The organism is Xylanibacter ruminicola 23 (genome assembly GCF_000025925.1).
Taxonomy (GTDB): domain Bacteria; phylum Bacteroidota; class Bacteroidia; order Bacteroidales; family Bacteroidaceae; genus Prevotella; species Prevotella ruminicola.
This window is the reverse complement of record NC_014033.1, coordinates 961,944-975,945: the sequence shown is the minus strand read 5'-3', so window position 1 is coordinate 975,945 and position 14,002 is coordinate 961,944. Positions and strand designations below refer to the sequence as shown.

Here is a 14,002-nt window from a genome sequence, read left to right as displayed (position 1 = left end):
TTAGAAAGGTAACGGTTCGTTTGGATCTGACGGAGGCAACGGTGGGTTGTCTCCGTTTATTTTTGATCCCAATATCTCGCCGCCTCCCATTGGGGCACGGTTCTCGATAGCTTTATCCTCGGGATTCTCGAAACGGGTGTACTCACCACGGAAGGTAAGCAGCACGTCGCCCGTAGCACCCTTACGGTGTTTAGCAATAATAATCTGCGCCATACCATGCAGGTCGCGTCCGTTATCATCCTGATAGATATGATAGTACTCAGGACGGTGTACGAACAGTACCATGTCGGCATCCTGCTCGATGGCTCCCGACTCACGCAGGTCGCTCAGCTGTGGGCGCTTTCCTTCCAATCCCTCACGGCTCTCAACACCACGGTTCAGCTGACTCAGTGCCAGGATGGGAATATTCAACTCCTTAGCCAAACCCTTGAGCGAACGAGAGATGGTTGACACCTCTTCCTGTCGGCTGCTGAATCGCATACCGTTGGCATTCATCAGCTGCAGGTAGTCGATCATAATCAGCTTCACACCATGCTCACGAACCAGTCGACGGGCCTTGGTACGCAACTCGAATACCGAAAGACCTGGGGTATCGTCGATATACAGCGGTGCGCCCAACAGCTTGTTGATGTTCTTATCCAGTCGCTCCCACTCGTCACGTTGCAGCTGTCCGTTCAGAATCTTCGACCCCTGAATCTCACAGGCATTCGAGATCAATCGGTTTACCAACTGAACGTTCGACATCTCTAACGAGAAGAAAGCCATAGGTGTACGGATATCGGCGGCAATATTCTTGGCCATCGAGAGGGCAAACGATGTCTTACCCATCGCAGGACGTCCGGCGATAATCACCAAGTCGGAAGCCTGCCATCCACTGGTCAGGTCGTCGAGCTTAAAGTAACCGGTTGAAACACCCGTCAAACCGTCGGTGTTCTTAGCGGCATCCTGGATACCCTTTACAGCCAGCGAGATAACGGGGTCGATCGAGGTATAGTCCTTCTTCATGTTGTGCTGCGACAACTCGAAGAGCGAACCCTCGGCCTCCTGCATCAGGTCCTCAACATCAATCGTCTCGTCGAAAGCCTTGGTCTGAATCATGCTCGAGAACGAGATGAGCTGACGGGCCAGCGACTTCTGGGCGATGATATTGGCGTGATACTCGATATTGGCCGATGATACCACATTAGAGCTCAGCTCGGCCACATAACCGGGACCGCCCACCTGCTCCAGATTTCCCGACTTAGCCAACTGATCGGTAACCGTCAGAATATCAACTGGTTTCTCCTCCATACTCAAGTCGCGTATGGCGGCATAAACCATCTGGTTACGAGGCTCGTAGAAGCTCTCAGGACGCAGAATCTCGCACACTACCGCGTAGGCATCCTTATCAATCATCAGCGCACCCAGCACAGCCTTCTCAATCTCCAGAGCCTGTGGCTGAAGGTGTCCGTAGGTAGGATCTACGGGCTGGTTACTACTCTTTCTTCGTCTATTTGTTTGTTCTGCCATCTTATTTATTTGACAATTTGACTATTTACTATTTTTCTATTTTTCCTTTAATACGGGGAGTGAAAGGTGATAGCGTACAGCCAGGAAGCGAATCAGGCAGGTAACGATAAAGCTTACCACCGCGCTTATTTCGGCTGCTACACCCAGTTCGGCAAGTCCCCAATAGGCCACACCGCCTATCACACACGCCATCGCATATATCTCCTTATGGAATATCACGGGCTCGTTGTTCAGCAACACATCACGAATCACACCACCAGCCGAACCGGTGATACAGCCCATGATGATAGCCACCCAGAAAGGCTGATCGAAGGCTAAACTCTTCTGGATTCCGGCAATCGTAAAGAGTGCCAAACCCAAGGTATCGAACACAAACCAAGCGTTCTTCAAGGGCTCCATCCATTTGCCGAAGAGCACCACCGTAAGCAGTGCTACTGCCGTACAAATCAGATAGATAGCGTTGGTCATCCAGAATGGTGTGGTGCCTAACATGACATCGCGGATGGTACCGCCGCCAATAGCCACAGCCACACCACACACATAACCGCCAAACCAGTCGAAGCGCTTAGCAGCAGCATGCCTGATGCCGGATATTGCAAAGGCAAATGTGCCTAATAACTCTATTAACTTGATAATCAATTCCTGATCCATATTCATTTTAGTCTTCGTATCTTTTTCCCCAATAGTTCACCATGCGTTGGTATAATTTCTCTTCGGTAGGATTATGCTGCCCGTGCCAGATGCGTTCGTCTTGCAGAGCATCGGGCATATACTGCTGCGGTGTAAAATGCCCAGCAAAGTCGTGCGGATACTTATAGCCGTCGTGATAGCCCAGATCCTTCATCAACTGTGTGGGCGCATTACGGATGGGCAGCGGCACTGGCTGATTACCCGTTCGGCGCACCAGGTCGAGTGCTGCATCAACGCCTAAGTAGGCGCTGTTGCTCTTTGGTGATGTGGCCAGATAAACAGTAGCCTCGGCTAAAGGAATCCTACCCTCGGGCCAACCAATCTTCATCACAGCATCAAACGCGGCATTAGCCAGCAACAAGGCATTTGGATTGGCCAAACCTATATCTTCAGAAGCGCTGATCACCAGTCGACGGGCGATGAACTGCGGGTCCTCGCCGCCCTCAATCATACGTGCCAGCCAATACAAGGCGGCATCAGGATCGGAGCCTCGGATACTCTTGATAAACGCCGAGATGATATCGTAGTGCATCTCGCCATCCTTATCGTAAGCCAACGGATTCTGCTGCAGTCGGTTCACCACCTTCTCGTCGGTAATCACCACTTCATCCCCTGCTTCAGCTTCAACCACCAACTCTAAGATATTCAACAACTTACGAGCATCACCTCCGCTATATCTCAGCATCGCGCTGGTTTCCTGTAGTACGATATTTCGCTCCTTCAGAATCGCATCGGTATGGATGGCGCGCTCCAGCAGTTTCTGCAAATCGTCCTTCTGTAACGACTTGAGCACATAGAGCTGACAACGCGACAGCAACGGACGTATCACCTCGAACGACGGGTTCTCGGTGGTGGCACCAATCAGGGTTACGATACCCTTCTCTACAGCCCCCAGCAGCGAGTCCTGCTGCGACTTTGAGAAACGGTGTATCTCGTCTATAAATAATATAGGTGATGCCTCGTTGAAGAACCTGCCCTTCTGAGCGCGCTCAATCACCTCGCGCACATCCTTCACACCACTCGTTACAGCCGAGAGCGTGTAGAAGGGTGTTTCTAACTTGTGGGCGATAATCTGGGCCAGGGTGGTTTTACCCACTCCAGGAGGGCCCCAAAGGATAAACGAAGGTATGCGTCCTGCGTCGATCATTTTACGCAGAACAGCTCCCTCACCCACCAGATGTTCTTGTCCGATATACTCATCTAAAGTGCGTGGACGCAGTCTTTCAGCTAATGGTTGTGCCATATTCGGGCACAAAGTTACGCTAAATTGCGATAATTACAAAAAATTATGGCCAAAAACTTGCGAATAAAAAATAAAGTGGTTACATTTGCACAAAAATTAGTAGAATAATATGGCAAGAACAAAACAACAACAACCGGAAAGTAATCCGTCATTATCAATTAAGAGTGTAACCAAGAGTAGTGTTTGGGACATCCAGGAGAATGATGTCTTCCGTATGTGGGAGGCCGCTTGCAAGGATGCCGAAGTAAAGGAAAACGTAAAGCACTACATCCAGATCTTTAAGAGTGCCTTCTTTATCGAGGATCTTCGCGACGATTCTGCCCCTATCCGCAAGAGCTACGAAGGTCGTGGTTATAAAGTGGCCACTATTAAGTTCGACGATAACATGAAATTCATCTGGGCCATCAAGAAGCGCCCCATCAGTCGTGTCACCGATTTAACTTACGAGAATATCCGTCACATCTCAGCAACCCAGTTGCTCGAGGTTATCGACCGCAACTTTGGTGGCGGTTGGGATTCGCTCTCACAGTCGATTCAGGACATTATCCAGAGCGGTTTCGATATCTCTACAACTACCCTGCCTAAGGACCGCTTGCACAAGAAAGGCGGCATGTACGACAAGAAGGTTGAGGATGGCTACGAGGTACTCGAGGTGCCCAAAGGTGGCTGGGTTGAGGCTATCTTTGCTAAGTTGAAGCCCGAGGAGATCAAGCTGCGCATGCAGTTGCGTAACGGCGAGGACGACGACTTTGATGAGGACGACGACTCTGACGTAATCGTTGAGGACAACTACAGCTCACATGACGAGGAAGATGAGGAGGTAGATGGACCAAACGACGAGGATATCACCGAGGACAACTACTCAACAATGATGGACCTTGGCGACGACTCTGACGAGGAGAGCTCTGAGCTCATCGATTTCTCTGAGGAATAATAAGTGCGCGTTCACTTAACAACAACCCAATAAAACTGAAACCTAATTATGATGATTCCTCAAGTATTCTGGCTGGTGCCCATCGCATCGATCGTGGCATTAGGCATGGCGTACTATTTCTTCACTCAGATGATGAAAGCCGATGAGGGTACGCCACGAATGAAAGAAATTGCGCTCTATGTGCGCAAAGGTGCTATGGCCTATCTAAAGCAGCAGTACAAGGTAGTAGGCATTGTGTTTGCGGTGCTCTGCGTGCTGTTTGCCTTTATGGCCTACGGACTGAATGTTCAGAACCCCTGGGTACCGTTTGCCTTCCTTACAGGCGGCTTCTTCTCGGGTCTGGCTGGTTTCTTTGGCATGAAGACAGCAACCTATGCTTCGGCGCGCACCGCAAATGCCGCCCGCGAGAGTCTGGATGCTGGTTTAAAGATTGCCTTCCGTTCGGGAGCTGTTATGGGACTCACTGTAGTTGGTCTTGGTTTGCTTGATATAGCCATCTGGTTCGTAGTGCTTAACCACTTCGATGCCGATGGCTTAATTTCTATCACCACAACGATGCTTACCTTTGGTATGGGTGCTTCAACCCAGGCGCTGTTTGCGCGTGTGGGCGGTGGTATCTACACCAAGGCTGCCGACGTAGGTGCCGATATCGTAGGTAAGGTTGAGGCCGATATCCCTGAGGACGATCCGCGCAACCCCGCTACCATTGCCGATAACGTAGGCGACAACGTGGGCGACGTGGCTGGTATGGGTGCCGACCTGTACGAGAGCTACTGCGGCTCGGTACTCTCTACTGCCGCACTGGGTGCAGCTGCCTTTGGTGTGGCTGGCTTGGAGATTCAGCTCAAGGCGGTTATCGCTCCTATGCTGATTGCTGCCGTAGGCGTGTTCCTCTCGCTGCTGGGCATCTTCCTGGTTCGTACCAAGGAGGGCGCTACCATGAAGGATCTGTTACGTTCGCTCTCGGTGGGCACCAACGTAAGTGCCATCCTGATTGCCGCCGCTACCTTCTGCATCCTGTATCTGCTGGATATCCAGAACTGGCTGGGCCTTTCGTTCTCGGTTATCGCAGGTTTGGCAGCAGGCGTTATCATCGGTCAGGCTACCGAGTATTACACCTCGCACAGCTACAAGCCTACCCAGAAGATTTCGGAAGCCGGACAGACAGGTGCCGCAACGGTTATCATCAAGGGTATCGGTACAGGTATGATTTCTACCTGCATCCCCGTTATCACCATTGGTGTAGCCATCATGCTCAGCTATCTGTGCGCTAACGGATTCGACCTCTCTATGTCGTCAGAATCACTGGCTCATGGTCTTTACGGTATCGGTATCGCTGCCGTGGGTATGCTCTCTACACTGGGCATCACCCTGGCTACCGACGCTTACGGACCTATTGCCGATAACGCAGGCGGAAACGCAGAGATGTCGAGCTTAGGCGAAGAGGTTCGTCACCGTACCGACGCGCTCGATGCACTGGGTAACACCACTGCTGCCACCGGTAAGGGCTTTGCCATCGGTTCGGCTGCACTCACCGCTTTGGCGCTGCTGGCATCTTATATCGAAGAAATAAAGATTGCGATGACCCGCGCTGGCGTGATGATGGAGAACGTAAAGGGCGAGCTGATTTCGGCTGCCGATGCCAATATCCCCGACTTCATGAACTTCTTCCAGGTAAACCTGATGAACCCCAAGGTGATTGTGGGCGCCTTTGTTGGTGCGATGGCCGCCTTTCTGTTCTGCGGTATGACGATGGAGGCTGTGGGTCGTGCTGCCGAGAAAATGGTGCAGGAAGTTCGTCGTCAGTTCCGCGAGATAGCAGGTATCCTCGAAGGTACAGGCACGCCCGATTACGGTCGTTGTGTTGAAATCTCTACCCGTGCTGCTCAGCACGAGATGGTTATCCCATCCGTTCTGGCCATCCTTATCCCTATCATCGTAGGCTGCGTGCTGGGTGTTGCCGGCGTGCTCGGACTGCTGGTAGGCGGACTGGCTGGCGGCTTTACCTTGGCCGTATTCATGGCTAATGCCGGTGGCGCATGGGATAATGCTAAGAAGAATATCGAAGAGGGTGCCTTTGGCGGTAAGGGCTCGTTTGCCCATAAGGCCTGTATCGTAGGCGATACCGTTGGCGATCCCTTCAAGGATACCAGTGGTCCGTCGCTCAACATCCTGATCAAGCTTATGTCGATGGTCAGCATTGTGATGGCGGGACTCACCGTAGCATTTATGTAACACGTAAAAATGAAGCAACTACTCACAACATTCGTACTCTGGCTTTGCTGCACTTTAGGTGCGCAAAGCCAGATTTTTACCTCTACAGCTATTCCCGATAGCGTATGGCAAACCATGCAGGGCAAAACCTGGCACGATAATCCTTACATCAAGCGTAGCGACTTGCGCTACCTGAGGATTTCGCATGTAGATTTGGAAGGACGCACCCATGTGGGCGAGATGATTTGTAACAAGTTGATAGCCGATAAGCTGTTGACCATATTCCGCGAGCTGTACAAGGCCCACTACCCCATCCAGCAGATGCGCCTGCCCGATGTGTACGATGCCGACGACGAGCGCCAGATGCGTGCCAACAACACCAGCTGTTTCTGTTATCGCAACATCTCAGGTTCCAAGAACCTGTCGAAACATGCCCGTGGCTTGGCCGTAGATATCAATACGCTATACAACCCCTACGTACGCTATAGCAAAAAAGATGGCAGCCAGATTGTAGAACCTGCAACTGCCAAGAAGTATGTTAACCGCGCGGCTGATTTCCCGTACAAGATTACCCGTAACGATTTGTGCTACAAACTATTCACAAAATACGGCTTTAGCTGGGGCGGTGCATGGAAAAACAAAAAGGATTACCAGCACTTTGAGTTTATTGGGCGTTGATGCGCTGGGTGTAAGCATCCATCACACGGAACCCATAATCCAGTAATGCGGCCGATTCGGTGAATCGTGTCGCATGTCGTCTGCTGTTCAGCAACACCAGATACAGCGTGTGTCCGTTGCGGGTAGCCGATGAGGCCAGACAGTAACCAGCCTGACGCGTATAACCCGTTTTAATGCCGATACAACCCTCGTAAGTGTGCAGCAGGGCATTTGAGTTTCTACAGTCCATATGGCGCCCATCGGTCAGCGGGACGGCTTTCTCGGCGGTGCCCACAATGCTGGCAAACATGGTGTCGCGCATGGCGTAACGGGCCAGCTTTACCAAGTCGGCAGCGCTACTGAAGTTATTATCGTTAGGCATACCGTTAGGGTTGGCAAAGTGCGTGCTGTCCATCCCTAAATACTGCGCCTTCTGGTTCATCAGGTCGTAGAATCGCAGCGTGTCGCCACCCACATGCTTGGCCAGCGCGTAGGCTGCATCGTTATCGCTTATCATCATCATCTCGTAAATCAGGTCTAACATCACGTAGCCCTGTCCCAATCGTACACGCGAATCGCGGTTGATAAACACATCCTCGGTGATATCGATACTGTCGCTCAGATTACCCTTCTCAAGCGCAATCAGGGCGGTCATCATCTTGGTGATCGAGGCCATATAGCGACGCTCAAAACCACATTTCTCGCTAATCACAATGCCCGTAGAGTCATCTACCAGCATCCACGCATCAGCGGTGAGCGAATCCAGCTTGGTGCTACCCTCAATCGAGTCGGGATTCAGTACCGCACGCAGCGAAGTGGTATCGATTCTGCTTATTTTTTCCAGTCGCATCTGCTCTGGTGTGAGCTCTATTTTCTCGTCGCCCCTACCAAAACGACACGATGCCAGCACCACTGCCAGCATCATTGTTATAGTGATATATCTCTTTTTCATTGGTATATTCTTACAGTTTTTACTATTTTTGCCCGCAAAGGTACACATTTTTTCGATAAAATAGCCATTTTCCGAACAATTTTAGTTAACTTTGCACTCGGAAATGGAAAAGATCATACTTGGGATTGACCCCGGAACCAATTTAATGGGTTACGGACTGCTAAAGGTGGTGGATGGAAAGGCGCAGATGATGACGATGGGTGTTATCGATTTGCGCAAGTTTCCTGATGCCTATCTCAAGCTGGGTCATATCTTCGAACGTGTTACCGGCATCATCGATGGGTTCCTACCCGACGAGATGGCTATCGAGGCCCCGTTCTTTGGTAAGAACGTGCAGTCGATGCTGAAGCTGGGACGTGCTCAGGGCACTGCGATAGCTGCTGCTGTGCACCACGGCGTTCCCATACACGAGTATGCCCCCATGAAAATCAAGATGGCGCTTACCGGTAATGGTGGTGCCTCGAAAGAACAGGTGGCTGGTATGTTACAGCGCCTGCTGAAGATTCCCAACGACGAGATGGGTAAGTATATGGACGCTACTGATGCGCTTGCTGCTGCCTATTGTCATTTCCTGCAGATGGGGCGCCCCGAAAGCGACGTAAAATACCGTGGCTGGAAGGATTTCATCAACAAGAACCAGGATAAAGTATCTAAGAGAAAAGAGAAAGCATGAAGACGATTGAACTAAAGAATGCAACCGCACGTAAGCCAGAATGGCGTTTGGCCGAGCCTGTAAACTTCCACCTCGACAAGGGCGAGCACGTGGCTATTGTGGGCCGTAACGGCGGCGGTAAGAGTATGTTGGTAGATATGATTACCGGCAAGCATCCCGTATACCCCGACCAGATAAGCTATTCGTTCACCGAACCATATAACAACTTGAAACACATCACGTTCCGTGATACCTACGGTGGTGACAACGATCGTACATACTTTCTGCAGCAGCGTTGGAACCAGATGGAGATCGACGAGGAAACACCTACCGTTGGCAGCAAGCTCGAAGAGGCTTTCCTGCTGTCGGGCCCCGACACCCCAGAGCGTCGTGACTTCCAGAAGCATCTGTACGAGTTGTTCCACCTTAACGAACTGCTCGACAAATATATTATCCTGCTGAGTAGCGGCGAACTGCGCAAATACAAGTTGGCATCAAACCTGTTTACCAAACCCAAGGTGCTGATTATCGAGAACCCGTTTATCGGTCTTGATGCCGAGACCCGCGACCAGGTAAAACAGCTGCTCACCACGCTGGCTGCCGAACAGAACATGCAGATGATTTTAGTGCTCTCGAAGATGGACGAGATACCCGAGTTTGTAACCCGTGTAATTAAAATGGTTGATCTGCGCTTTGTGCAGGACATCCAGGTAAAGACCAGCTTCCCCATCGAGCACTGTCCGCACGCCATTCTCCTGAAAAAGCCTGAGGTAATTCCCCCAATGCCACAGGAAATTATCAAGTTCAACAACGTTACCATCCAATACGGCGAGCGTACCATCCTGAAGGATTTGAACTGGGTGGTGCTCAAAGGCGAGCACTGGTCGCTGTCGGGTCAGAACGGTGCCGGTAAATCTACCCTACTCTCGCTGGTTTGTGCCGATAATCCTCAGGCTTATGCCAATGATATCTCACTGTTTGGCCACAGGCGTGGCAGCGGCGAGAGTATCTGGGATATCAAGAAACATATCGGTTACATTTCGCCCGAGATGCACCGCAGCTATAAGCAGAACATCCCCGCCATACAGATTGTGGCCAGCGGCCTGAAAGATACCGTAGGCCTGTATGCCCGCCCCACCAAGCAGGAAAAGGATTTGTGTATTGAGTGGATGAACCTGTTTGGCATTAAGCACCTGGCCGACCGCAAGTTCCTTGAGATGTCGAGCGGCGAACAGCGCCTGGTACTGCTGGCACGTGCCTTTGTAAAGAGTCCCGACCTGTTGATTCTCGACGAGCCCCTACACGGTTTGGATCTGTGCAACCGCAATCTGGTTAAGACGATTGTGGACCGTTATATGTTCGAGGATCCCGAGCGCACGCTCATCTACGTAACACATTACGAAAATGAGTTACCAAAATGTATTGATAACTCATTGTATTTAACTAAGCATTAATTTATAACTTACTTATTTTTCCATCAGAGCCGCTGTACGCACACGCGACAGTGTCTCTGGTGTCATCTGCAGGTAGCTAGCGATATATACCAGCGGTGCACGCAGTACCAGCTGTGGCTGATTCTTTACCAGCTTCTGGTAGCGGTCCTGTGCACTCTCAAAGCGCAGCATATCGGCGTGGTGCTGACTCAGGATAAGGCTCTCCTCCAGAATCTTACGATACAGAATCTGGATGTTCACGCTCTTCATAGCCACAGCCTCCAGGTCAGCCTTAGGCAGCGCAATCAGGATAGTAGGCTCCAGGGCCTTGATCTGCAACTGCGAAGGCTGCTCGCGGAACAAGCTCTCGATACACATCACGATCGAGTTCTCGGTGGCCATATATTCGGTCAGTTCCTTGTCATTCTTGAAATAAAACTGGCGCACCAGTCCACGTACCACCCAGTAGATATTGGTACATACCTCGCCCTCCTTCAGGATGAGTTCGTTCTTAGCGAACTTCATCGGTACGAGAATGCTCTCCAGCAGGTCGAGCTCTTCGTGCGTCATTGTACTGTATCGACGGGCCAGTTCTCGTGCCACGTCTCGGGTTGTCAAGCTAACATTTGCCATAGATTATTGTTTGTTTTTAGTCCAATTTCAATACTGCGAGGAAGGCCTTCTGTGGCACCTCCACGTTACCAATCTGCTTCATACGCTTCTTGCCTCGCTTCTGTTTCTCCAGCAGTTTACGCTTACGACTCACGTCGCCACCATAACACTTGGCGGTAACATCCTTACGCACCTGCTTAACGGTTTCGCGGGCAATAATCTTAGCACCGATGGCAGCCTGGATGGCGATGTCGAACTGCTGACGTGGAATCAGCTCTTTCAGTTTCTCACACATACGGCGACCAAAGGTCACAGCGTTGTCCTGGTGTGTCAGGGTGCTCAGGGCATCCACAGGCTCACCATTCAACAGAATATCGAGCTTAGCCAGTTTCGAGGGACGGAAACCGTCGATGTGGTAATCGAACGAAGCGTATCCCTTTGATACCGACTTAAGTTTATCATAGAAGTCGATCACGATTTCGCCCAGAGGCAGCATAAAGTGCAGCTCAATGCGGTTACCGCTCACGTACTGCTGATCCAGCAGCTCGCCGCGCTTATCCAGACACAGCGTCATGATCGGACCGATATAATCGGCAGCGGTAATGATCGATGCACGGATATAAGGCTCCTCAATATGGTCGATCATCGTCTGATCGGGCAGTCCACTTGGGTTGTGAACCTCTTTCACCTCACCCTGCTTGGTGTAGCACATATAGCTTACGTTGGGCACGGTGGTAATCACGTCCATATCAAACTCGCGGTCCAGTCGCTCCTGGATAATCTCCATGTGCAACAGTCCGAGGAATCCGCAACGGAAACCGAATCCCAAGGCTACCGAGCTCTCGGGCATGAATGTGAGCGATGCATCGTTAAGCTGCAGCTTTTCGAGCGATGCACGCAGGTTCTCGTAATCGGTAGGATCGATAGGATAAACACCAGCAAACACCATAGGTTTAACCTCCTGGAAGCCCTCGATGGCCTTGTCGCAAGGGGTAGCCACGTGTGTGATGGTATCACCCACCTTTACCTCTCTCGAGTTCTTGATACCGCTGATGATGTAACCCACATCGCCTGTCTTCAGCTCTTTGCGGGGAATCATATCCATCTTCAGCACACCAATCTCGTCGGCATCGTACTCCATACCGGTATTAAAGAACTTCACGTGGTCGCCGCTCTTGATAGAGCCGTTCACAATCTTGAAGTAAGCGATGATACCGCGGAACGAGTTGAATACCGAGTCGAAAATGAGCGCCTGCAGCGGAGCCTTCTCGTCGCCCACTGGGTGCGGAATCTTCTCAACAACAGCGTTCAGTATCTCTTCAACGCCTTCGCCGGTCTTACCCGAAGCACGGATAATATCCTCGCGATCGCAGCCAATCAGGTCGATAATCTCATCTTCCACCTCATCGGGCATGGCGCTGGGCATATCAATCTTATTGATTACAGGGATAATCTCCAAGTTATGGTCGATGGCCATATAGAGATTCGAGATGGTCTGTGCCTGTACACCCTGTGTGGCATCCACCACCAGCAGCGCACCCTCGCAGGCAGCGATAGAACGGCTCACCTCGTACGAAAAGTCGACGTGTCCCGGAGTGTCAATCAGGTTCAGTATGTATTTCTCTCCCTTGTAAGTGTATTCCATCTGGATAGCGTGACTCTTAATCGTAATACCACGTTCACGCTCCAAGTCCATATCGTCGAGCATCTGTCCCTCGGTCACCTGTATAGTCTTAGTGTACTCCAGCAGTCTGTCAGCCAGAGTAGATTTGCCGTGATCGATGTGGGCGATGATGCAGAAATTTCTTATATGATTCATTGTAGATTCTATGCTTTAGACTGCAAAATTACAAAAAAACTCTCAGAAATCACATAATTTTGCTTTTTTTTGTATCTTTGCAGGCAAAAAATAGCATTCGTTATGAAAAAGTTTTGGATATTGGGTATGATAGCCCTGTTATTTAGCGCTTGTCAGGAGAGTTTGGAGGACCGCTGCGAGCGCGATGCCAAGGAGTACACGCGCAAGCATTGCCCCACAGCCATCGATGAGAACACAGTGATCGACAGTCTGGTTTTCGAACGCGCTACGCACACCATACATTATTATTATAAGCTTACGGGCGTGGCCGACGAGGAGCAGGCATTGAAGGATGTTGATGCCGTTAACGTGCTTAAGCAGGGCCTTAAGAACGCTACAGCCGTTAAGGTGTATAAAGATGCCAAGTACCGCTTTGCTTACACCTACCGCTCCAGCAAGGATCCTAAGAAGATTCTACTTGATGTGGTTTTCACAGAAAAGGATTATTAAAATAAAATTCCCCCGCCGGTTGGCGAGGGAATTCTTTTTTTTATTCAGCAACCTCTTCAGGTTTCATGTTTGTGTAAACGGTCTGAACGTCGTCAAAGTCCTCCAGCTTCTCAACCATCTTGTCGATAGTCTCACGCTGCTCGGCTGTAACGTCCTTCAGGTCGTTAGGAATGCGGGTGAACTCAGCACCAGTAACCTCGAAACCGTTCTCCTCAAGGTGCTTCTGCACAGCGCTGAAGCTTGAAGGATCGGCATAGATAGTGATGCTGTTCTCCTCCTCGTCCTCGTCGTACTCATCCTCTACGCCGTAGTCGATCAGGTCCAGGATCATCTCGTCCATATCCAGACCGTCCTTCTTCTTAAAGGTAAATACGCTCTTGTGGTCGAACAGGAATGAGAGCGAACCCTGTGTACCCAGGTTACCGTTGAACTTGTTGAATACCGAACGAACGTCACCTACAGTACGTGTGGTGTTGTCGGTCAGTGTCTCAACAAAGATAGCGATTCCGTGAGGTCCGTATCCCTCGTAAGTTACTTCCTTGTAATCGCTCTGGTCCTTACCCATAGCGTTCTTGATAGCACGCTCAATGTTGTCCTTTGGCATGTTCTCGCGCTTAGCGTTGGCAATGATAGCACGCAGCGCGGGGTTGTTCTCTGGCTCTGGACCGCCTGCCTTCACGGCAATAGCAATCTGCTTACCAATCTTTGTAAATGTCTTGGCCATGTGGCCCCATCGCTTCAGCTTTGTAGCTTTACGATATTCAAATGCTCTTCCCATTGTTTAATTTTACTATTTTA

At 50.6% G+C, this 14,002-nt stretch carries 13 protein-coding genes; 6 read left to right on the top strand and 7 right to left on the bottom strand.

From position 1 onward, the window contains the following. The 3 genes from dnaB to PRU_RS04240 are packed head-to-tail and all read right to left on the bottom strand — an operon-like array spanning position 1 to position 3,442. Complete coding sequence (dnaB, locus tag PRU_RS04250; protein WP_013065678.1) at positions 1-1,509, bottom strand: replicative DNA helicase; 1,509 nt, start codon at positions 1,507-1,509, stop codon at positions 1-3. 36 nt (positions 1,510-1,545) lie between these two features. Beyond that, complete coding sequence (locus tag PRU_RS04245; protein ID WP_013063344.1) at positions 1,546-2,160, bottom strand: trimeric intracellular cation channel family protein; 615 nt, start codon at positions 2,158-2,160, stop codon at positions 1,546-1,548. Between the two features lie 7 nt (positions 2,161-2,167). Continuing rightward, on the bottom strand, positions 2,168-3,442 hold the full coding sequence (locus PRU_RS04240; protein ID WP_013064723.1) for a replication-associated recombination protein A: 1,275 nt from the start codon (positions 3,440-3,442) through the stop codon (positions 2,168-2,170). A 109-nt stretch (positions 3,443-3,551) separates the two neighbouring features. Between PRU_RS04240 and PRU_RS04235 the strand changes: the two genes are divergently transcribed. From PRU_RS04235 to PRU_RS04225, 3 genes are read left to right on the top strand one after another with little or no spacing between them, the layout of a single operon-like run. Next, entirely contained in the window at positions 3,552-4,376 is an 825-nt protein-coding gene (locus PRU_RS04235) for a hypothetical protein (protein ID WP_049769076.1), read from the top strand. Positions 4,377-4,421: 45 nt separating this feature from the next. After that, positions 4,422-6,611 (top strand): sodium-translocating pyrophosphatase, encoded by a 2,190-nt coding sequence (locus tag PRU_RS04230; protein ID WP_091858200.1) that lies wholly within the window; start codon positions 4,422-4,424, stop codon positions 6,609-6,611. A gap of 9 nt (positions 6,612-6,620) precedes the next feature. Next, positions 6,621-7,268: a M15 family metallopeptidase gene (locus tag PRU_RS04225; RefSeq protein WP_013065384.1), complete on the top strand. Its 648-nt coding sequence runs from the start codon at positions 6,621-6,623 to the stop codon at positions 7,266-7,268. Here PRU_RS04225 and PRU_RS04220 read toward each other — a convergent pair. Further along, on the bottom strand, positions 7,255-8,199 hold the full coding sequence (locus tag PRU_RS04220) for a D-alanyl-D-alanine carboxypeptidase family protein (protein ID WP_049769075.1): 945 nt from the start codon (positions 8,197-8,199) through the stop codon (positions 7,255-7,257). The genes PRU_RS04225 and PRU_RS04220 overlap by 14 nt on opposite strands. Before the next feature lie 103 nt (positions 8,200-8,302). Between PRU_RS04220 and ruvC the strand changes: the two genes are divergently transcribed. Further along, on the top strand, positions 8,303-8,872 hold the full coding sequence (gene ruvC, locus PRU_RS04215) for a crossover junction endodeoxyribonuclease RuvC (RefSeq protein WP_013064900.1): 570 nt from the start codon (positions 8,303-8,305) through the stop codon (positions 8,870-8,872). Next, positions 8,869-10,305 (top strand): ATP-binding cassette domain-containing protein, encoded by a 1,437-nt coding sequence (locus PRU_RS04210; protein WP_041385661.1) that lies wholly within the window; start codon positions 8,869-8,871, stop codon positions 10,303-10,305. Before ruvC ends, PRU_RS04210 begins: the two co-directional genes overlap by 4 nt. A 12-nt stretch (positions 10,306-10,317) precedes the next feature. Here the strand turns inward: PRU_RS04210 and PRU_RS04205 are convergent, their stop codons facing one another. Together PRU_RS04205 and lepA are read right to left on the bottom strand one after the other, a co-directional pair. Next, positions 10,318-10,917 (bottom strand): Crp/Fnr family transcriptional regulator, encoded by a 600-nt coding sequence (locus PRU_RS04205; protein ID WP_033150833.1) that lies wholly within the window; start codon positions 10,915-10,917, stop codon positions 10,318-10,320. A 16-nt stretch (positions 10,918-10,933) separates the two neighbouring features. After that, positions 10,934-12,715: a translation elongation factor 4 gene (gene lepA / locus PRU_RS04200; protein WP_013064625.1), complete on the bottom strand. Its 1,782-nt coding sequence runs from the start codon at positions 12,713-12,715 to the stop codon at positions 10,934-10,936. Between the two features lie 102 nt (positions 12,716-12,817). On the opposite strand from lepA, the gene PRU_RS04195 reads away from it, so the two are divergent. Beyond that, positions 12,818-13,204 (top strand): hypothetical protein, encoded by a 387-nt coding sequence (locus tag PRU_RS04195; protein ID WP_033150832.1) that lies wholly within the window; start codon positions 12,818-12,820, stop codon positions 13,202-13,204. 40 nt (positions 13,205-13,244) lie between these two features. On the opposite strand, the gene PRU_RS04190 is transcribed toward PRU_RS04195, so the two are convergent. Then, on the bottom strand, positions 13,245-13,982 hold the full coding sequence (locus PRU_RS04190; protein WP_013065643.1) for a YebC/PmpR family DNA-binding transcriptional regulator: 738 nt from the start codon (positions 13,980-13,982) through the stop codon (positions 13,245-13,247). Positions 13,983-14,002 lie beyond the last annotated feature (20 nt).